Here is an 18,226-nt window from a genome sequence, read left to right as displayed (position 1 = left end):
GCGACGGGTGGTGCAGGGTTTGCGCAGAGTTTGACCGTGCGAGCCCCTTCCATTCACGTCGTTTCGGTCCACTGGTACGCGCATGCCGCTTAGCGTGGCCACGGGAGGCCCTACTCATGTTGCGCAGAACCGTCCTTCTCACGTTCGCCGGCGCGGCACTGGGTGGCTCGCTATGGCAAGGCGCGGCGCACGCCAGTGAGGGCAGGAGCCCGTACGGCCCGCTCCAGCCGCCCGACGACGTCGGCCTGGCCCTGCCCGAGGGGTTCACCGGGAGGCTGGTCGCCAGGAGCGGCCACCGGGTGGCCGGGCTGGCGTGGCACGCCGCGCCCGACGGCGGCGCCTGCTTCCCCGACGGCGACGGCTGGATCTACGTGTCCAACTCCGAGATCCCGCTGCTGGGCGGCGCGTCGGCCATCAGGTTCGCGCACGACGGGACGGTGCGCGACGCGTACCGGATCCTGTCGGGGACGAACCTCAACTGCGCGGGCGGCGCGACCCCCTGGCGCACGTGGCTGTCGTGCGAGGAGGCCTACCGCGGCCGCGTGTTCGAGTGTGATCCGTACGGCTCGCGCCCGGCCAGGCCGCGCCTGGCCATGGGCCGGTTCAAGCACGAGGCGGCCGCCTGCGACCCGGACCGCGAGGTCGTGTACATGACCGAGGACGAGAAGGACGGCTGCTTCTACCGCTTCCGCCCGACCGACTGGGGCGACCTCACCGAGGGCACGCTCGAGGTGCTCTGCCACGGGATGGTGTGGAAGGAGGTGCCGTCGCCCGCTGCGCTGGTCAAGGCGACGCGGCACCAGGTGGACGATGCCAGGCACTTCAACGGCGGCGAGGGCTGCCATTACGCCGACGGCGTCTGCTATTTCACCACCAAGGGCGACAACCGGGTGTGGGCCTACGACGCGAAGGCGTCGACGCTGGAGCCGATCTACGACGCGGACTCCCCGCTGAGCGGCGTGGACAACATCACGGGGACGGCGTCGGGGGAGCTGTTCGTGGCGGAGGACGGCGGCAACATGGAGATCAACGTGATCACCCCGCAGCGGGTGGCCGCGCCGTTCCTGCGCCTGCACGGCCACAGCCGGTCGGAGATCACCGGCCCGGCCTTCTCGCCGGACGGCACGCGGCTGTACTTCTCCTCGCAGCGCGGCCGCCGCGGCATCCTCACCGACGGCCACACCTTCGAGGTGACAGGACCCTTCACGATCTAGTACGGCCAAGCGGTGAGACAGCCGTCACATCATGGAGCTCCAGGCCCACGGGGCTGGCCGCCGCAACATCGCGGCGTCGAGCATTGAGGACGAAAGAGGCGCCCAGCACCGCCAGCCCGCCCACGATCTGCACGGGCACGAGCGGCTCGCCGTACACCAGCGCCGTCGACACGACCGTGACCGCGGGCTCCGCACACGACAGGATCGCCGCCCGGGACGCCCCCACCGCCCGGACCCCGGCGAACATCGTGATGATCGGGACCACCGTCGAGAAGACGGCGAGCAACCCCACCCACCACCACCCCGGCGTGAGATGGAACGAAGGAGCCGCCCAGGCGCCCACGCTGAGCGCCGCCCCCGTGCACACCACGGCAGACACCAGGTACAGGTCGACCCCGCGCGGCAGCCCGTCGGCCACCGTCAGATACAACGCGTAGGCCAGCGCCGCCCCCAACCCCAGCACCACGCCGACCGCGGAAGGCCCGCCCAGCCCGCCCGCCCCGAGCAGCAGGACCAGCCCGAGCCCCGACAACCCCAGGGCCACGACCTTGCGCCGATCCAGCGACTCCCTGCGTAACGCCACCGCGAGCACGGTCACCAGCGCCGGATACGCGTAGAGCAGCAGGGACACCAGGGACGCCGAGATGTGGGTGAGCGCCCCGAAGTAGAAGGCCGCCTGGCAGGCGTACCCCACCGCCCCCAGCCCCGCGCACACCAGCAGGACCCGCCGAGAAGGCCACGCGGGCCGCCGCCAGAGCACCACCGCCCAGAACACCAGAGCCGCCAGCGCGAACCGCACGGCGAGCATGGACGGCACGCCGATCCCCGCGGCGTAGGACTGGCGCGCGAAGATCGGCGCGAGGCCGAACCCGGTCGCCGAAACCAGGCACAGCAGCGCTCCACGACTGAACATGCAGCAGACGCTAGGCTCCACGGAGCCATAGAGGTAGCCTTTCTTTCCTTGGCCAGCCACAGGAGTTCCCTTGGTCTCGCTGCACCAGCTGCGTTGCTTCGCCGCCACCCTCGAGCACGGCTCGTTCACCGCGGCCGCCGCCGAGCTCGGCTACGCGCAGCCGTCGGTCTCCGAGCAGGTCAGGCTGCTGGAGCAGCACCTCGGCACCGCTCTGTTCCACCGCGCAGGCCGCGGCGTGGTGCCGACCGAGGCGGCCTGGGCGCTGCGCCCGCACGCGGCCGCAGCCCTGGCGGCCGTCGAGGAGGGGGTCAGGGCGGTCGGCGAGGTCCGCGAGGTGGTGTCCGGCACGGTCAGGTTCGGCATCTTCAAGATCGCCCACTACTACATGGGCGCCGACCTGGTCGCCGACGTGCTGGAGCGGCATCCGGGCATCAGGATCGAGCTGGTCGGCCTCAACTCCGCCGACAACCTCGACCGCCTGCGCAGGGGCACGCTGGAGGCGGCGCTCGCCGCGCTGCCGCTCGACGTCGAGGGCCTGGCGGCCGAGGTGGTGATGCGCGACGAGCTCGTCTACGTCTCCGCCCACCCGGAGCGGCTGCGCGTCCCGGTCACGCCGGAGGTCCTGGCCAGGGCGCCGCTGGCGCTGCCCGACGTGAGCCGGCGCGAGGAGGACTCCACGAGGCAGCAACTGGCCGACGCCGTACGGCGGGCCGGGTACGTGTTGCGGCCCAAGGCCGAGGTCGAGGACATGGAGACCGCGCTGGAACTGACCGCGCGCGGCCTCGTCGACACCGTCTGCTGGCACGGCGTGATGCGCCGCGGGCGCGAGGGGGTGGGCTGGGTGTCGCTGGACCCGCCCCTGCACGAGCGGTTCGCGATCGTGCACCGGCCGGGCGTCGAGCTGTCCCCGGCGACCCGGGTGGTGGTGGATCTGGCGATCCGGCGGATGCGCGCCCTGGATCTGGCATTGAACGGCTGAGTGCTGTAATCACGTAATCATGGAGACCCTCTTCGAGCACGCCGGAGGGCAGGAAGCCCTGCACCGGTTCATCGATCTCTTCTACGGCAGCGTCCTGGCCGACCCCCTGCTCAAGCCGCTGTTCGGCGAGGGCAAGCCGCACCACGTGGCGCACCTGACCGCCTTCACCGCCGAGACGTTCGGCGGGCCGGACACCTTCACCAGGGAGATGGGCGGCTTCCTCGGCCTGATCGCGGCGCACCGCGGCTGGAAGATCACCGAGGAGCAGCGCCGGCGCTTCGTCGACCTCTACATGGCGGCCGCGGACAAGGCGGGGCTGCCCGGCGACGAGCCGTTCAGGCAGGCGCTGCGCGAGCACGTGGAGTTCGGCTCCCAGGTGGCGAGGCAGAACTCCCACGCGGAGACAGACGACCAGCTCCACCCGCTGCGCGAGGTACCGAAGTGGTCCTGGCCAGATAGTTAGAAACGTTCTTTACTATGAAACATGTCCCGCATACTCGCGATCCTCCTGCTGGCGCTGAGTGTCGTGCACCCCACCGCCGCGTCCGCCGCGGCCACCCTGGCCTCCACCGAGCTCACCTCAGGCTGGGCGCTCCGATCGGCGACCGGGCTCGCCGACACCGGCGCCACGATCTCCCACGTCGGCTACGCCACCACCGGCTGGAACCCGGTCACCCTGCCCTCGACCGTGCTGGCCGGGCTGGTGGCGAACAACGTCTACCAGAACATCTACGTCGGGCAGAACCTCAAGAACGTGCCCGACCTGACCGGCCAGGACTGGTGGTTCAGAGGCGAGTTCGCCGCCGCGCCCACCACGCCGGGACAGGCCTACTGGCTGCGGTTCACCGGCATCAGCTACCGCGCCCAGATCTGGCTCAACGGCACCCAGCTCGACGCCGCCGCCGTGGGGACGATGGTCGACCACGAGTACGACGTCAGCGCCCTGATCAACCCGGGCGCGGCCAACGCGCTCGCCATCCGGGTCACGCCCCCCGCGCACGACTGCAAGGACCTGTCCACCTGCACGGTCGACTGGAACCCCGAGGTGCCGGACATGAACGCCGGGATCTGGGACAGGACGTTCCTGGAGACCACGGGTCAGGTCGCGCTGCGTGATCCGTACGTCAAGACCGTCGTCGCCGACGGCAACGCAGCAGCGGACCTGACCGTCTACGTCGACGCGGTGAACGCCACGAACGCGCCTGTCACCACCACCGTCGGCGGGACGATCACCAAGACCGGGCAGACCACGCTGACCTTCAGCCAGACCGTCACCCTCGCCGCCAAGGAGCGCAGGGAGATCGCGTTCGCGCCGATCCACGTGACCAACCCGGTGCTGTGGTGGCCCTACCAGTTCGGCTCGCCCGAGCTGCACCGGCTGTCCGTCTCGGCCACGGTCGCCGGCGCGACGTCCGACACCAAGGCGATCGACTTCGGCATCCGCCAGTTCACCGACTACCGGACCACCGTCAACGGCACCTCGTGGGCCGGTTACAAGGTGAACGGCAAGCCGATCCTGTTCCGCGGCGGCGGTTACATGTGGGACCTGCTGCAGCGCTGGGACACCAAGACCAACAAGGCCCACGTCGACTACGTCAAGAACATGGGGCTGAACACCATCCGCCTGGAGGGCACGCTCGGCAACGACGAGCTCTACGACCTGGCCGACCGCGCCGGAGTCATGCTCATGCCCGGCTTCGTCTGCTGCAGCGCCTGGGAGAACGACAGCACCTGGACCGCCGAGCAGACGCAGGTAGCGCAGAAGTCGCTTGACAGCCAGCTCCGCGCGCTGCGCCACCACGCCAGCCCGTTCGTCTGGACGTACGGCAGCGACCAGCCGCCCACGGCCGCCCACCTGACCGCCTACAAGAACATCGCCACCGCGCTGCACTGGCAGAACCCGAGCCTCGACAACGTCGCCACCTGGGCCAACGCCAACGCGGGCGTGAAGATGGACGGCCCCTACCGCTGGGAGCCGCCGGTCCTGTGGTGGGACCAGTCCAAGGCGGGCAGCGCCTTCGGCACCACGGCCGAGGAGGGCACCGAGGCGCCGCCGCCGCTGGAGTCGCTCGAACGCTTCCTCGCCCCGGCCGACATCTGGCCGATCGGCACCGCGTTCAACTACCACGCGGGCAAGCCGCGCAGCGTCTTCGACAACATCGCCCCCTACACCGACGGACTCAACAGGAGGTACGGCACGGCGAGCAGCGCCGCCGACTACTCCAGGAAGTCGGAGCTGCAGAACTACGAGAACGCCCGCGCCTTCTTCGAGGCGTGGAGCGCGAAACCGCACGTGCAGACGTTCGGCACCGTCTTCTGGATGCTCAACAACGCCTGGCCGTCGGTCCACTGGAACCTCTACGACTACTTCCTCAAGCCAGGCGGCGGCTTCTTCGGCACCAAGAAGGCCACCGAACCGGTGCACATCAGCTACGACTACTTCACCCGCGCCGTGCACGTGGTCAACTCCACGCTGACCGCCAGGACCGGGCTGACCGCCACGGTGTCCGTGCACAACCTGCCCGACCTGGCCCAGAAGTACACCGCGTCCGCGCCGGTCAGCGCGGCTGCGAACGCGGGCACGCAGGTGCTGACCGTGCCCGCCGTGTCAGGGCTGTCCACGACATACCTCATCCGCCTGCAGCTCAAGGACGGCGCGACGACCGTCAGCGAGAACCTCTACTGGTACTCGACCGCGCCCGACACGCTGAGCAACAAGAGCAACTGGTACAGGACCACCCCGAAGACCTACGCCAACCTCACCGGCCTGAACAGCCTGCCGTCCAACACCGCCGTCACCGTCTCGGCCGCCAGAACCGCGACCGGCGCGACGGTCACACTGACCAACACCAGCGCCACCAACCTCGCCTTCTTCCTCCGCCCCGAGGTCATCGCGGGCAGCGGCGGGCGCGAGGTCACGCCCGTCACCTACAGCGACAACTACGTCTCCCTGTGGCCGGGTGCCAGCACCACGATCACGGCCGCCTTCGACGCGGCCGACCTCGGCGGTCAGGCCGCCCACCTGCGGGTACGCGGCTACAACATCCCCACGGTGGTGATCCCGCTGTGAGATGGCTGATGGCCCTGATCCTGACGTTCCAGGCCCCGGTGACGGCGACGGCCGCGCCGACGGTCGTCACCCTGCAGTTCGACGACGGCAACGCCGACACCTACGCCGCCCTGGCGATCATGCGGGACCGGGGCGCGCGGGCCACCTTCTACGTCAACACCGGCCCGCTCGGCGACGCCACGCACCTGAGCTGGGCGCAGCTCGCCGAGCTCGCCGCGGCCGGGAACGAGATCACCGGGCACACGGTCGACCACGTCAACGTCAAGAAGCTGAAGACGGACGCGCTCAGGCACCAGATCTGCGACGACCGGGCCGCGCTGGTCGCCCGCGGCTACCCGGCCGTGTCGTTCGCCTACCCGTTCGGCGGGATCGACGCGGCGGCCAAGCAGATGGTCGCCTCGTGCGGCTACACCACGGGCAGGAGCGTCTCCGGGGTCAACGGCCGCTCGGTGTTCGCGGAGACCGTGCCGCCGCTCGACGCCTACGCCACCCGGACCCCGCCCAACGTGAAGAGCTCCACCACGCTGGCCGAGATCCAGGGGTACGTCACGGCGGCGGAGCAGAACGGCGGCGGGTGGGTGCAGCTCGTCATCCACCACCTGTGCGACCACTGCGACCCGTACTCGATGACGGTCGCCGACTTCACGGCCCTGGTCGACTGGCTCGCCGCGCGCGGCAGCGTCGTCAGGACCACAGCGGAGGTGATGTCCTGACTTGTCGTGCCCACTGAGAGGGCGCAAGATGCCTCCATGCTTCCCAAGCGCTCCCTCACGGCACTCCTCGGCGCGGCCGCCCTCCTGGTCTCCGGCCAGGCAGCGGCCGCCGCGCCGAGCACGGCCCCGGCGACCGTGTTCAGTCCCAACCCGGTCCAGCAGCTCGGCGACCAGAACCTCGCCGACGCCAAGGACGCCGACTTACCTGCCTTCGCCCCCGCCTACACCGCGGTCACGCTCACCGACCTCGACGGGTCGGGCACGCTGACCGGCCGCTACGTGCGGGTCAAGAGCTCCACCGGCAAGGCGGCCACCGGCACGTTCACCTACCACCGCGACTCCGACCAGTTCGAGCAGGTCATGGGCTACCACTGGGTCACCACCGCCCAGCACTACCTGCAGTCGCTCGGCTTCGGCTCCACGCTCCGCCCGGTCAACCAGCGCCAGATCGAACTGCGCATCAACCAGTACGGCGGGGACAACTCCTTCTTCCGCGAGGACAAGGCCAACATCACCCTCGGCAAGGGCGGCGTCGACGACGGCGAGGACGCCGAGGTGATCGTGCACGAGTACGGCCACAGCGTGCAGGACGGCCAGGTCACCGGGTTCGGCACCACCCTGGAGTCCGGCTCCATCGGGGAGGCCTTCGGCGACTACCTCGCCGTGGCCGTCACGAGCTGGGCCGCCGGGCGCCCGACGCGCACCGACGAGGCGTGCGTGGCCGACTGGGACTCCGTCTCCTACTCGGCCGCCCCGCACTGCCTGCGCAGGCTCGACGGGAACAAGCACTACCCGCAGGACATCGTCGGCGAGGTGCACGCCGACGGCGAGATCTGGTCGCGCGCCCTGTGGGACATCCGCGCCGCGCTCGGCGACACCCGGGCGAGCACGCTGATCGTCGAGGCGCAGTTCGCCTTCGCCAAGGACACCACGTTCAACGCGGCGGCCAAGGCGACCGTCGCGGCCGCGAACAAGCTGTACGGCGCGGCGGCGGCGAACACCGTCACCAAGGCGTTCGCGGACCGCGGCATCCTCTAGAGGGCGCGCGACCAGATCTGCTCCACGACGGGCACGCCGTTCTCCATACCCTTCTCCTCCGACTCCAGCGAGAACCCGGCTGCCTGGTAGAGCTTGCGCGCGCTCACCAGGCAGTCGCGGGTCCACAACATGATGCGCTCGAACCCCTCGGCGCGGGCGTGCCGTACACACTCCTCGACCAGCCGCGCGCCGATGCCCAGCCCGCGCGCGGACGGCTCGACCAGCAGCATGCGCAGCTGCGCCGTCGTCTCGTCCTTGCGCATGAAGAACACGCACCCGGCCCGCTCGCCGCCCACCTCGGCGATCCACCCGGCGTCGCGCGCCGGGTCGAACCGGCTGCAGATCCCGGCGACGAGCTGCTCGAACTCCGTGCCCCAGCCGTACTCCCGGGCGTAGAGCACCCCGTGCCGGTAGGCCACCCACCCCAGGTCGCCGGTGCGCGGCGGCCTGATCACGTAGGAGCGCGGCGAAGGGGGCGCGAGCAGGTCGCGGATCACCGCCATCGACGACGTCAGCCGCCCCTGCTCCTCCTCGGTCAGCCCCGCCAGCAGCGTGCGGATCTCCTCGGCAGACCGCTCGTCGAGTTCGCGGAACGTGGCGGCCCCCGCCTCGGTGAGCCGGACGAGCTGCTTGCGCGCGTCGGCCGCCGACCGCTCCCTGGCGATCAGTCCGTCGCCCTCGAACCTGGCCAGGATCCGGCTCAGGTACCCCGCGTCCAGCTCCAGCAGGCGCCGCAGCTCGCCGGACTCCAGCCGGTCGGCGTGCGCCAGCTCGAACAGCACCCGCAGCTCGGTCAGCGAGTAGGGGGAGTCGAGCATTCCGGACTGCAGCACCCCGATCACCTTCGTGTAGAAGCGGTTGAAGGCCCGGACATCCGAAACTCTTGACTCCGTCAACGAATTCATTGCCATAGTCAAGCATGAGAGGATGCCCCGTGTGAAGCACCTCTACCTCGGCGGCTACGGTCCCGACATCCTCGCGACCGACAGGACGCTGACCCCCCTCGCCGCCGCCCCCGTGGCCTCGGCGTCGTTCCTGGCCGCGCATCCCACGCTCCCGGTGCTGTACGCCGTGGGCGAGACGGGCAAGGGCACGCTGGTCGCGCTCACGGCGGACCTCGAGGTGAGGGCGGAACGGCCGTCGGAGGGCGACAGCCCCTGCCACCTGGCGGTGCACCCGTCGGGCGAGGTGCTGGCGGTGGCCAACTACATGGACGGCGTGGTCAGCCTGCACCACCTCGGCGCCGACGGCCTGTTCACCGGCGACCCGATCGTGCTGCGCCACGAGGGCAGCGGCCCGGTGGAGAGCAGGCAGGAGGGCCCGCACGCCCACCAGGCGGTGTGGGACGGCGACACGCTGCTGGTCAGCGACCTGGGCACCGACGAGATCCGCCGCTACACCCGCGACGGCGAGGCCCTCGACCCGGTACGGCTGGCGCCGGGCATGGGGCCGCGCCACTTCGTCAGGCACGGCGACCGCTGGTTCGTCGCGGGGGAGCTCGACAACCGCGTCCACGTCTACGACGCCGGCTGGACCGAGATCGACTCCGTCTACGCCAGCTTCGCCGACAGCTACCCCTCCCACATCGAGGCCGCCGACGGCCTGGTCTACGTGGGCAACCGCGGCCCGGACACGATCACGGTGATGAGCGCCGACACCCTGGAGCGGATCGCCGAGGTGCCGTCGGGCGGCGCGTGGCCCAGGCACTTCGCGATCGACGGCGACCGCATGCTGGTCGCCAACCAGAACTCGGGCGGCGTGGCCGTGCTCCCGCTCACCCACGGCATCCCCGACGAGGTCGTCCAGGTGTTCCCCATGGAAAGCCCCGCCTGCGTGCTGATCGGCTAAACAACGGGCCAAGGACTTACGGCCGAGCGCGCGCGGCGGCCATGATGGGCCGCTGTGCGCAAGCTCCTCATCGTCCTGGCCCTGCTGGCCACCGGATGCGACGCCAGGACCGCGGCCCTGGTGATCGCCGCCGACCCGCCGGAGCCGGCGGCCACGCCCGCCGTCCACGAGGCGGACTGGAAGATCCGCAGGCCGGGCGGCATCGAGGGGTACGCCGACCAGGTGAGCGTGCTGCCCGGCGAGCCGTTCACGCTCAAGGTCTCCACCAGGGCGCCGAGCTTCACCGCCACCGCCTTCCGCATGGGCGGCGACGTCACGGAGGTCTGGACCTCGCCCCAGGTCAAGGGGCGCAAGCAGGCCCCGGCCAGGACCGTCAGGGGAATGGTCAGCGCCGCGCACTGGAAGCCGTCGCTGACCGTCGAGACGTCCGGCTGGCCCGAGGGCGCCTACCTGATCAGGCTCGACGCCTCCACCGGCGGCCAGCGCTACGTGCCGGTCACCCTGCGCTCCGCCTCGACCAGGGGGCGGGTGGTGATCGTGAACGCGGTCACCACCTGGCAGGCCTACAACAGGTGGGGCGGGCGCGACCTGTACGAGGGGCCTGGCGGGTTCGGCGGCCGGTCCAAGGCCGTCACCTTCGACCGGCCCTACGACACCTCGGGCGCGCGGCTCTTCCTCGACATGGAGCGCGACGCGATCGAGGTGGCCGAGCGCAGCGGTGTCCCGCTGGCCTACCTGACGAGCCTCGACCTGGCCCCCGGCAGCCTGGACGGCGCGACGGCCGTGGTATCGCTCGGCCACGACGAGTACTGGTCGGCGCGCATGCGCGAGACCGTGACGAAGGCCCGCGACGCGGGCACGAACCTGGCCTTCCTCGGCGCGAACGCCGTCTACTGGAAGATCGCCGTCGCCGGCCGTACCGTCGAGTGCGACAAGGAGCGGCGCTGCCCGCTCTGGCGCGACTCGCAGCCGGAGAGCGCGCTGGTCGGGCAGATGTACGACTGCTTCCCGGCCGAGGCGGCCTACGTCGTGACCCGCCCGCACCACTGGATCTTCAACGGCACGCGCGGCACCCGCTTCCCCGGGATGGCCGGGGTGGAGACCGACAAGGTGTCGCCGGGGTCGCCGAAGAACGTCGAGGTGCTGGCCGAGTCGCCGCTCGACTGCGGCGGCCGGCGTACGGTCGCCAACAGCACCTACTACACCGCGCCCAGCGGCGCCGGGGTGTTCTCCACCGGCACGATGCGGTGGGTGTGCGCGATGCGCGGCAGGAAGTGCGGACACGGCGTGACGGATGAGGCAGCCCGCTTCACCCGCCGCGCCACCACCAACCTGCTGACCGCGTTCGCCAAGGGGCCGATGAGCCGTTAACCCTGGTTCTTGTTGAGGAACCCGTCGAGCATGCGCTTGATCTCACCCTCGGCGTCCTTCTTGGTCACGCCCATCTCCTCCAGCACGATGGCGCCGGGAGCCTCGTTGCCGAGATGGAGGAGGCCGAGCAGGAGATGCTCGGTGCCGACGTAGTTGTGGCCCAGCCGCAGCGCGTGGCGCAGGGCCAGTTCCAGGGCCTTCTTGCTCTTCCCCGCGAACGGGATCCGCATCTGCGCAGGAGCGTCGCTCGCGGGGATGCACGCGGACACCCGTTCCCTGACGTCGTCCAGGGGGGCGCCGAGCGCGACCATGGTCCTGGCGGCGATGGCCTCAGGCTCGTGCAGCAGGCCGAGGATGAGGTGCTCTGGCTCGATGTGGCCGCTGGAGGTCGCGCGGGCCTCCTCCATGGCCGCCACCACCACGTGGCGAGCCCTGTCGGTGTAGCGGGTGTAGGTCTTCAGGTCGTCCTCGAGGGACGTGGGCCCGCTTTCCTTGGGCACGAAGCGCTTCTGGGCGGCCTGCTTGGTCACGCCCATGCTGCGGCCGATGTCGGTCCAGGACGCGCCGGAGTTCCTGGCCTTGTCCACGAAGTGGCCGATCAGGTGGTCGGCCACCTCGCCCAGGTGCTCGCCCAGGGTGACCGCGTCGGTGAGCTGGCCGAGGGGGTCGCCGTCGGGGTGGCGGCTCTTGATCGCGTGGATGAGGTCGTCGAGACGAACGGATTCTTCCATGCGTCAACCTTAGGTTGACGCACATGGGTCGTCAACCCTTGGTTGACGCTACGGCGGCGAGCCACCTCTCGTACAGTGCGTCGTCCCGCTCGCCGGGCTCGAACCGCCGGTCCAGGTGCCACGTCTTGCGCAGTTCCTCGCGCGACCCCCACACTCCGGCCCCCAGCCCGGCCAGGAACGCCGCCCCCAGCGCGGTCGTCTCCTGGATCACCGGCCGCTCGACCACCGTGCCGAGCTGGTCGGCCTGGAACTGCATCAGCAGGTCGTTCGCGCTGGCCCCGCCGTCGGCCTTGAGGAGAGAGATCGGCGGCGTCACCTCCACCACGTCCCGCACCTCGAACGCGATCGCCTCCAGCGTCGCCCGCACCAGGTGCGCCCTGGTGGTGCCGCGGGTGATGCCGGTGATCGCGCCGCGCGCGTCGGGGTCCCAGTGCGGCGCGCCCAGGCCGGTCAGCGCGGGGACGAAGACGACGCCGCCGCTGTCGGGCACCGTACGGGCCACGGCCTCGGACTCGGCCGCCGTCCCGATCAGCCCCAGCCCGTCGCGCAGCCACTGTACGGCGGCGCCGGTCACGAAGATCGCGCCCTCCAGCGCGTAGGTCAGCTCGCCGGACGGCGTCTGCCATGCCACGGTGGTCAGCAGCCCCGCGTCCGAGCGGACCGGCGTCGAGCCGGTGTTGGTGAGGATGAAGGAACCGGTGCCGTAGGTGCACTTGACGTCGCCCGGGTTGAAGCACGTCTGGCCGAACAGGGCGGCCTGCTGGTCCCCGGCCATCCCGCTGATCGGCAGCTCCAGCCCCAGGAACGCGCCGGGGTCCGTGGTGCCGATGAGCCCGTAGTTGGGGACGATCTCCGGCAGCGCCGCCATAGGCACGCCGAACAGCTCGCACAGCTCCTCCTCCCACGAGCCGGAGGCCAGGCCGTACAGCAGGGTGCGCGAGGCGTTGGACGGGTCGGTCACGTGCCGCGCGCCCGCCGTCATCCTGGCCACCAGGTAGGAGTCGACGGTGCCCACGGCCACCCGCCCGTCACGCACCCCCTCCCACACGTGCGGCTCGTGCTCGGCGAGCCAGGTGAGCTTGGTGGCGGTGAAGTAGGGGTCGAGCCGCAGCCCGGTCAGCTCGGAGACCCTCGGCTCGTGCTCGCGCAGCCGTGCGCAGATCTCCGTGGTGCGGCGGTCCTGCCAGACGATCGCGCGGCGCGGCGCGGCCAGCGTGCGGCGGTCCCACAACACCGCCGTCTCCCGCTGGTTGGTGAGGCCGACGCAGGCCGGAACGGTCGCCGACGACCGCAGGACGGCCGCGCAGGCGGCGAGCGTGGCCTGCCAGATCTCCTCCGGCGCGTGCTCCACCCGGCCGGGCGAGGGGAAGTGCTGGGCGAACTCCTCGTAAGCCCGCGCCTCGACCCTGCCCTCCTCTGACACGATGAGAGCGGTGACCCCGGTCGTCCCTGCGTCGATGGCCAAAACGCCCACGTGAAATCCTCCAGCCGCTACGCTCGCTTTGGTCTAGACCACTGCCCGGACCAACGGGCACAATGCTTCATAGTTTGGCCGTGAACCCCATCGGGAGGAACCCGCCATGCGTATCGGAGTGCTCACCGGAGGCGGCGATTGCCCCGGTCTCAATGCTGTGATCAGGGCCGTCGTCCGCAAGGGCGTGAGCGTTTACGGCCATGAGTTCGTCGGATTTCGGGACGGTTGGCGTGGGCCCCTGGAGGGCGACACGATGCCGCTGGACATCCAGGCCGTACGGGGGATCCTGCCACGCGGCGGAACCATCCTCGGCTCCTCGCGCACCAACCCCATCAAGATCGAGGGGGGTGTCGACAAGATCAAGGACAACCTCGCCTCGACCGGCGTCGACGCCCTGATCGCCATCGGCGGTGAAGACACCCTCGGCGTGGCCAAACAGCTCTACGACCGGGGGGTGAAGGTCGTCGGGGTGCCCAAGACGATCGACAACGACCTGTCGGGCACCGACTACACCTTCGGCTTCGACACCGCGGTCAACATCGCGATGGAGGCCATCGACCGCCTGCACACCACGGCGGAGTCCCACCACAGGGCCCTGATCTGCGAGGTGATGGGGCGCCACGCCGGGTGGATCGCGCTGCACGCCGGTCTCGCGGGCGGCGCGAACGTCATCCTCATCCCGGAGAAGCCGTTCGACATCGACCGGGTCTGCGAGTACGTCGAGTCGCGCTTCCGCACCCGCTACTCGCCGATCATCGTGGTCGCCGAGGGCGCGCACCCGATCGAGGGGCAGATGGCGCTCCAGGCGGGCGAGCTCGACGCCTTCGGCCACGTACGGCTGGGCGGCATCGGCGAGCTGCTGGCCAAGGAGATCGAGAAGCGCACCGGCAAGGAGGCCCGCACCACGGTGCTCGGCCATATCCAGCGCGGCGGCACGCCGACGGCCTTCGACCGGGTGCTGGCCACCAGGTTCGGGCTGCAGGCGATCGACGCGGTGCACGCGGGCGACTTCGGCACGATGGTGGCGCTGCAGGGCACCGACATCGTGCGCATCGGCCTCGACCAGGCGACGGCCGAGCTCAAGACGGTGCCTGCCGAGCGGTACGAGGAGGCCGAGGTCTTCTTCGGCTAACGGACTGTAAGTGAGCTGCAAGTGGCGGGCCGTACCTTCTTCATAGCGGGGTACCGCTACAAACCCCTCCAGGTACGGCTTGCGCCGCTCAGTCGGCGGCCCACCACAGGCGCAGGCCGTACCAACACATAGATGTTCAATCGGAGCGGGGCGCACCGAAGAGGTTGACCTCTGCGGCGCGCTCCGCCTTCTTGGCTTCCAGCCGCTCGCTGAACTCCCTGTCGATGCGCAGCTCCTTGGGCGACGGCGACAGGATGACGGTCAGCAGCAGCCCGACGGTCACCAGGCTGAGCGCCACGATCAGCGGCAGCAGGAAGTCGATCGCCTTGGAGCCGGGGACGGGCCCGGTGACCTCGCGCAGCCGCACCGACATCGCGAACATGCCCGTGTAGTGCATGCCGCTCACCGCCACGCCCATCATCAGGGCAGCCCCGGTGATCGCCACCGGATGGTTGACCCGCACGGTGAACCACAGCGCGACCGTCGCGGCCACCACGGCGATCAGCACCGAGATCGTGACGACCATGGGGTCGTAGTCGACGTGTCCCGACATGTTCATCGCGTACATGCCGAGGTAGTGCATCCCGGCCACGCCCAGCCCGGTCAGCGTGCCGCCGCCGAGCAGGTAGCCGGGCCTGGTGCCGCCGCGCGCCACCAGGAACAGCCCAGCGCCCACGACCACGACCGCGATCAGTGCGGAGGCCGTGGTGAGCAACGCGTCGTACCTGATGACGGTCCCGCGCACGGAGAAGCCCATCATCGCGATGAAGTGCATCGTCCAGATGCCCGTGCCGCCGATGGCGAGCGCCGCGCCGGCCAGCCAGAACCTGCCCTCCCTGCCGCCGATCAGCCTGGCTCTCGAGGTGAGCAGGAGGCCGAGCAGCGAGCCGGTGCTGGACATGACGTAGGCGAGGACAGGCGTGAGTAGCCCATAAGAAAAATGATCAATAGGCGACATGAGCCGTTTTCCCTTGAAAAAGAAGAGTCAAGGGAGTATGAGCGATATTTGTGTGATTACGCAACTACCTCGGATTTGACGGGAGATACGCCTGCTGTGCGGCGCGTCTGCGCAGCTCAAGCCGGGCAAGCAACTCCGCGTCCTCGTGCAGTTCCTCCTCGGAGGGAGAAAGGATCACCATCAGCAGCATGGTGAGCGTGATCAGGCTCACGACGGTCATCAGCGGCACGAGGAAGTCGAGCGCGTCGGCGCCGGGCACGAAGCCCGGCTCCGCGTGCAGCTTGACCCGCATGGCGTACATGCCGGTGTAGTGCATGCCGCAGACGGCCACCCCCATGATCAGCGCCGCGCCCACGATCGCGACCGGGTGCTTGACCCGGATGGTGAACCAGAGCGCCACCGTCGCCGCGACGACCGCGATGCCGACGGAGGTGGCCACGACCACCCGGTCGTAGCTCACGTGCGCCGACATGTTCATCGCGTACATGCCCAGGTAGTGCATGGACGCCACCCCCAGCCCGGTCAGCAGGCCGCCGCCGAGCAGCGCGAGCACCTTGCCGGGGACGTAGGACACCAGGAACAGCCCGGTGCCCACCACGAGGATCGCCACCACGGCCGAGGCGGCGGTGAGCGGGACGTCGTACCTGATCTGCGTCCCCTCCACGCCGAACCCCATCATGGCGATGAAGTGCATGACCCAGATGCCGGTGCCGCCGATCGAGACGGCAGCGCCGATCAACCACCTCGCCCGTGACGCTCCTCGCGTGGCCCTGGCCTGAGCCGTGAGCCGCAGGCCGAGCATCGCGCCCACGCAGGACATGACGTAGGCGAGCACGGGGGTGAGCGGACCATGGGTGAAATGATTGACAGCTGACATATGGCGAGATTCCTTGCTTTAGGGGTATGCCGGATTGTGGCATCGTGATCATCCGTTTCGCATGGATATCCCGACTATCTGTAAACTTTCTCTGTCGGAAACGTGAGAAAAACTCATGGAGATCGAAGGGCCGTTCTGGCGGGCGATCGCGGTGTTCCGCATCGCGTCCCTGGCGTACGCGGCCGTGCTGATGCTGCAGCACGAGGGATACGCCCACCCGGTGACCGGCTGGCTGGTCATCGGCGTGATGGCGCTGTGGACGGCGGCGGCGACCTTCGCCTACTCCATCCCGGCCCTGCGCGGCTGGCCGCTGCTGGTCATCGACATGCTCGTCACCGTCGGCTGCCTGCTGAGCACCCCGCTCGTGCAGGACGGCGCGCAGCACGTCGTCGGCACCATGCCGGTGCCCGCGACCTGGGTCGCCGCCCCCGTCCTGGCCTGGGCGGTGTACGGCGGGCGCCGCGTCGGCGCGGTGGCCGCGGCGATCGTCGCCGCCACCGACCTGTGGCTGCGCTGGCGGGTCGGCGCCGACGTCCTACTCAACGGCGCGGTGCTGCTGTTCCTGGCAGGGGTGGTGGTCGGGCACGTGGCGCGGCTCGCCAAGCAGGCGGAGGAGCGGGTCCAGCGGGCCGTGGAGATGGAGGCGGCGCAGCGCGAGCGCGAGCGGCTGGCCCGCGGCATCCACGACTCGGTGCTGCAGGTGCTCGCGCTGGTGCAGCGGCGCGGCCTGGAGATCGGCGGCGAGGCGGCCGAGCTGGGGCGGCTGGCCGGGCAGCAGGAGGCGGCGCTGCGCGAGCTGGTCGCCGTCCGCCCGCAGCCCAGCGGCTCCACCGACCTGCGCGCCCTCCTCATGAGGTACGGCACGGCCCAGGTCACGGTGTCCACGCCGGCCACGCCGCTCGTGCTGCCCACGGCGGTCGCCGAGGAGACGGCCGCCGCCGTACAGGCTGCCCTGGACAACGTCCGCGAGCACGTCGGCGAGGGGGCCCGCGCGTGGGTCTTCGCGGAAGAGGAGGAGGACGCTGTCATCGTCTCTGTCAGGGACGAGGGCGACGGGATTCCCGAGGGGCGGCTGGAGGCGGCCGAACACGATGGCAGGCTGGGGGTGGCGCAGTCGATCCGCGGCAGGATCGCCGACCTCGGGGGACGGGTGTCCATCCTGTCGACGCCGGGCGAGGGCACCGAGGTGGAGATCACGGTCCCGAGATGAAGGGTTCTGACATGGTGCGGGTCATGGTGGTGGACGACCATCCGATGTGGCGCGACGGCGTCGCGCGCGACCTGGCCGAGGCCGGGTACGACGTGGTGGCCGCGGTGGGGGAGGGCGCGCAGGCGCTGCGGGTGGCGAGCGCGGTCAAGCCGCAGGTCGTCGTGCTCGACCTGCAGCTGCCCGACATGTCGGGGGCGGAGGTGGCGCTCGGGCTGACCGCGCTGGAGGAGCCGCCGCGGGTCCTGGTGCTGTCGGCGAGCGCGGAGCAGGAGGACGTCCTCGAAGCCGTCAAGGCCGGCGCGTCCGGATATCTGGTGAAGTCGGCGAGCGGGGCGGAGTTCCTGGACGCGGTCCAGCGCACCGCGAACGGCGACGCCGTGTTCACCCCGGGCCTGGCCGGGCTGGTGCTGGGGGAGTACCGCAGGCTGGCGGCGCAGCCCGCGACCGGCGAGGGGCCGCGGCTCACCGACCGGGAGACCGAGGTGCTGCGCTTCGTCGCCAAGGGCCTGTCCTACAAGCAGATCGCCGACAAGCTCGTCCTGTCCCACAGGACCGTCCAGAACCACGTCCAGAACACGCTGAACAAGCTCCAGCTGCACAACCGGGTGGAGCTGGTGCGTTATGCGATCGAGCAAGGCCTGGACGAGGACTAAACTCGACAGGTCGCGTACTTTTCCCCTTCGCAGGAGGTTCCCACC

Annotated in this window: 17 protein-coding genes; 11 read left to right on the top strand and 6 right to left on the bottom strand. The window is 70.3% G+C overall.

From position 1 onward, the window contains the following. Positions 1-116: 116 nt before the first annotated feature. The gene (locus ACIBG8_RS17655) at positions 117-1,214 is read left to right on the top strand and encodes an alkaline phosphatase PhoX (RefSeq protein ID WP_397343787.1); all 1,098 of its coding nucleotides are present in this window, start codon (positions 117-119) and stop codon (positions 1,212-1,214) included. On the opposite strand, the gene ACIBG8_RS17650 is transcribed toward ACIBG8_RS17655, so the two are convergent. Then, the gene (locus ACIBG8_RS17650; RefSeq protein WP_397343785.1) at positions 1,204-2,127 is read right to left on the bottom strand and encodes a DMT family transporter; all 924 of its coding nucleotides are present in this window, start codon (positions 2,125-2,127) and stop codon (positions 1,204-1,206) included. The two genes, ACIBG8_RS17655 and ACIBG8_RS17650, sit on opposite strands and share 11 nt — an antisense overlap. Before the next feature lie 70 nt (positions 2,128-2,197). Here ACIBG8_RS17650 and ACIBG8_RS17645 point away from each other — a divergent pair, with 70 nt between their 5' ends. Genes ACIBG8_RS17645 through ACIBG8_RS17625 form a run of 5 tightly spaced genes read left to right on the top strand, consistent with a single transcriptional unit; the run spans position 2,198 to position 7,927 of the window. Continuing rightward, on the top strand, positions 2,198-3,106 hold the full coding sequence (locus tag ACIBG8_RS17645; protein ID WP_397343784.1) for a LysR family transcriptional regulator: 909 nt from the start codon (positions 2,198-2,200) through the stop codon (positions 3,104-3,106). A gap of 19 nt (positions 3,107-3,125) precedes the next feature. Continuing rightward, a complete protein-coding gene (locus ACIBG8_RS17640; protein ID WP_397343783.1) occupies positions 3,126-3,569 on the top strand; it encodes a group II truncated hemoglobin in 444 nt (147 codons plus the stop codon). 21 nt (positions 3,570-3,590) lie between these two features. Beyond that, positions 3,591-6,176 (top strand): glycosyl hydrolase 2 galactose-binding domain-containing protein, encoded by a 2,586-nt coding sequence (locus ACIBG8_RS17635; RefSeq protein ID WP_397343782.1) that lies wholly within the window; start codon positions 3,591-3,593, stop codon positions 6,174-6,176. Then, positions 6,173-6,889: a polysaccharide deacetylase family protein gene (locus ACIBG8_RS17630; RefSeq protein WP_397343781.1), complete on the top strand. Its 717-nt coding sequence runs from the start codon at positions 6,173-6,175 to the stop codon at positions 6,887-6,889. The genes ACIBG8_RS17635 and ACIBG8_RS17630 overlap by 4 nt, the downstream gene beginning before the upstream one ends. Positions 6,890-6,925: 36 nt before the next feature. Further along, on the top strand, positions 6,926-7,927 hold the full coding sequence (locus tag ACIBG8_RS17625; protein ID WP_397343780.1) for a M36 family metallopeptidase: 1,002 nt from the start codon (positions 6,926-6,928) through the stop codon (positions 7,925-7,927). Here the strand turns inward: ACIBG8_RS17625 and ACIBG8_RS17620 are convergent. Next, entirely contained in the window at positions 7,924-8,832 is a 909-nt protein-coding gene (locus ACIBG8_RS17620) for a GNAT family N-acetyltransferase (protein ID WP_397343779.1), read from the bottom strand. The genes ACIBG8_RS17625 and ACIBG8_RS17620 overlap by 4 nt on opposite strands. A gap of 31 nt (positions 8,833-8,863) precedes the next feature. Between ACIBG8_RS17620 and ACIBG8_RS17615 the strand changes: the two genes are divergently transcribed. Together ACIBG8_RS17615 and ACIBG8_RS17610 are read left to right on the top strand one after the other, a co-directional pair. Continuing rightward, positions 8,864-9,775 carry a lactonase family protein gene (locus ACIBG8_RS17615; RefSeq protein ID WP_397343778.1) on the top strand — a complete coding sequence of 304 codons (912 nt, stop codon included), beginning with the start codon at positions 8,864-8,866 and terminating at the stop codon, positions 9,773-9,775. A 54-nt stretch (positions 9,776-9,829) separates the two neighbouring features. Further along, entirely contained in the window at positions 9,830-11,146 is a 1,317-nt protein-coding gene (locus tag ACIBG8_RS17610) for a N,N-dimethylformamidase beta subunit family domain-containing protein (RefSeq protein ID WP_397343777.1), read from the top strand. Here the strand turns inward: ACIBG8_RS17610 and ACIBG8_RS17605 are convergent. Then, positions 11,143-11,877, bottom strand: coding sequence for a Clp protease N-terminal domain-containing protein (locus tag ACIBG8_RS17605; RefSeq protein ID WP_397343776.1), 735 nt, complete (start codon positions 11,875-11,877; stop codon positions 11,143-11,145). The genes ACIBG8_RS17610 and ACIBG8_RS17605 overlap by 4 nt on opposite strands. 31 nt (positions 11,878-11,908) lie before the next feature. After that, on the bottom strand, positions 11,909-13,351 hold the full coding sequence (locus ACIBG8_RS17600) for an FGGY family carbohydrate kinase (RefSeq protein WP_397343775.1): 1,443 nt from the start codon (positions 13,349-13,351) through the stop codon (positions 11,909-11,911). Between the two features lie 106 nt (positions 13,352-13,457). On the opposite strand from ACIBG8_RS17600, the gene ACIBG8_RS17595 reads away from it, so the two are divergent. Continuing rightward, positions 13,458-14,483: a 6-phosphofructokinase gene (locus ACIBG8_RS17595; RefSeq protein WP_397343774.1), complete on the top strand. Its 1,026-nt coding sequence runs from the start codon at positions 13,458-13,460 to the stop codon at positions 14,481-14,483. Positions 14,484-14,619: 136 nt separating this feature from the next. Here ACIBG8_RS17595 and ACIBG8_RS17590 read toward each other — a convergent pair whose 3' ends face one another. Both ACIBG8_RS17590 and ACIBG8_RS17585 read right to left on the bottom strand, forming a co-directional pair. Beyond that, the gene (locus ACIBG8_RS17590) at positions 14,620-15,441 is read right to left on the bottom strand and encodes an MHYT domain-containing protein (RefSeq protein WP_397343773.1); all 822 of its coding nucleotides are present in this window, start codon (positions 15,439-15,441) and stop codon (positions 14,620-14,622) included. Between the two features lie 64 nt (positions 15,442-15,505). Beyond that, positions 15,506-16,318, bottom strand: coding sequence for an MHYT domain-containing protein (locus ACIBG8_RS17585; RefSeq protein ID WP_397343772.1), 813 nt, complete (start codon positions 16,316-16,318; stop codon positions 15,506-15,508). A gap of 115 nt (positions 16,319-16,433) precedes the next feature. On the opposite strand from ACIBG8_RS17585, the gene macS reads away from it, so the two are divergent. Both macS and ACIBG8_RS17575 read left to right on the top strand, forming a co-directional pair. Continuing rightward, on the top strand, positions 16,434-17,528 hold the full coding sequence (gene macS, locus ACIBG8_RS17580; RefSeq protein WP_397343771.1) for a MacS family sensor histidine kinase: 1,095 nt from the start codon (positions 16,434-16,436) through the stop codon (positions 17,526-17,528). Further along, positions 17,525-18,181, top strand: a complete 657-nt coding sequence (locus ACIBG8_RS17575; RefSeq protein ID WP_397343770.1) for a response regulator — start codon at positions 17,525-17,527, stop codon at positions 18,179-18,181. The genes macS and ACIBG8_RS17575 overlap by 4 nt, the downstream gene beginning before the upstream one ends. The last annotated feature ends 45 nt before the right edge of the window (positions 18,182-18,226 follow it).

It is taken from the genome of Nonomuraea sp. NPDC050556 (assembly GCF_044457355.1).
In the GTDB taxonomy this organism is placed as follows: domain Bacteria; phylum Actinomycetota; class Actinomycetes; order Streptosporangiales; family Streptosporangiaceae; genus Nonomuraea.
This window is presented reverse-complemented; position numbering and strand designations above follow the sequence as displayed.

Coding starts and splice junctions, on each gene's coding strand:
- ACIBG8_RS17575 (WP_397343770.1), top strand. CDS start 17,525: ATGAAGGGTTCTGACATGGTGCGGGTCATGGTGGTGGACGACCATCCG.
- macS (WP_397343771.1), top strand. CDS start 16,434: ATGGAGATCGAAGGGCCGTTCTGGCGGGCGATCGCGGTGTTCCGCATC.
- ACIBG8_RS17635 (WP_397343782.1), top strand. CDS start 3,591: ATGTCCCGCATACTCGCGATCCTCCTGCTGGCGCTGAGTGTCGTGCAC.
- ACIBG8_RS17640 (WP_397343783.1), top strand. CDS start 3,126: ATGGAGACCCTCTTCGAGCACGCCGGAGGGCAGGAAGCCCTGCACCGG.
- ACIBG8_RS17650 (WP_397343785.1), bottom strand. CDS start 2,127: ATGTTCAGTCGTGGAGCGCTGCTGTGCCTGGTTTCGGCGACCGGGTTC.
- ACIBG8_RS17585 (WP_397343772.1), bottom strand. CDS start 16,318: ATGTCAGCTGTCAATCATTTCACCCATGGTCCGCTCACCCCCGTGCTC.
- ACIBG8_RS17605 (WP_397343776.1), bottom strand. CDS start 11,877: ATGGAAGAATCCGTTCGTCTCGACGACCTCATCCACGCGATCAAGAGC.
- ACIBG8_RS17590 (WP_397343773.1), bottom strand. CDS start 15,441: ATGTCGCCTATTGATCATTTTTCTTATGGGCTACTCACGCCTGTCCTC.
- ACIBG8_RS17625 (WP_397343780.1), top strand. CDS start 6,926: ATGCTTCCCAAGCGCTCCCTCACGGCACTCCTCGGCGCGGCCGCCCTC.
- ACIBG8_RS17655 (WP_397343787.1), top strand. CDS start 117: ATGTTGCGCAGAACCGTCCTTCTCACGTTCGCCGGCGCGGCACTGGGT.
- ACIBG8_RS17620 (WP_397343779.1), bottom strand. CDS start 8,832: ATGAATTCGTTGACGGAGTCAAGAGTTTCGGATGTCCGGGCCTTCAAC.
- ACIBG8_RS17595 (WP_397343774.1), top strand. CDS start 13,458: ATGCGTATCGGAGTGCTCACCGGAGGCGGCGATTGCCCCGGTCTCAAT.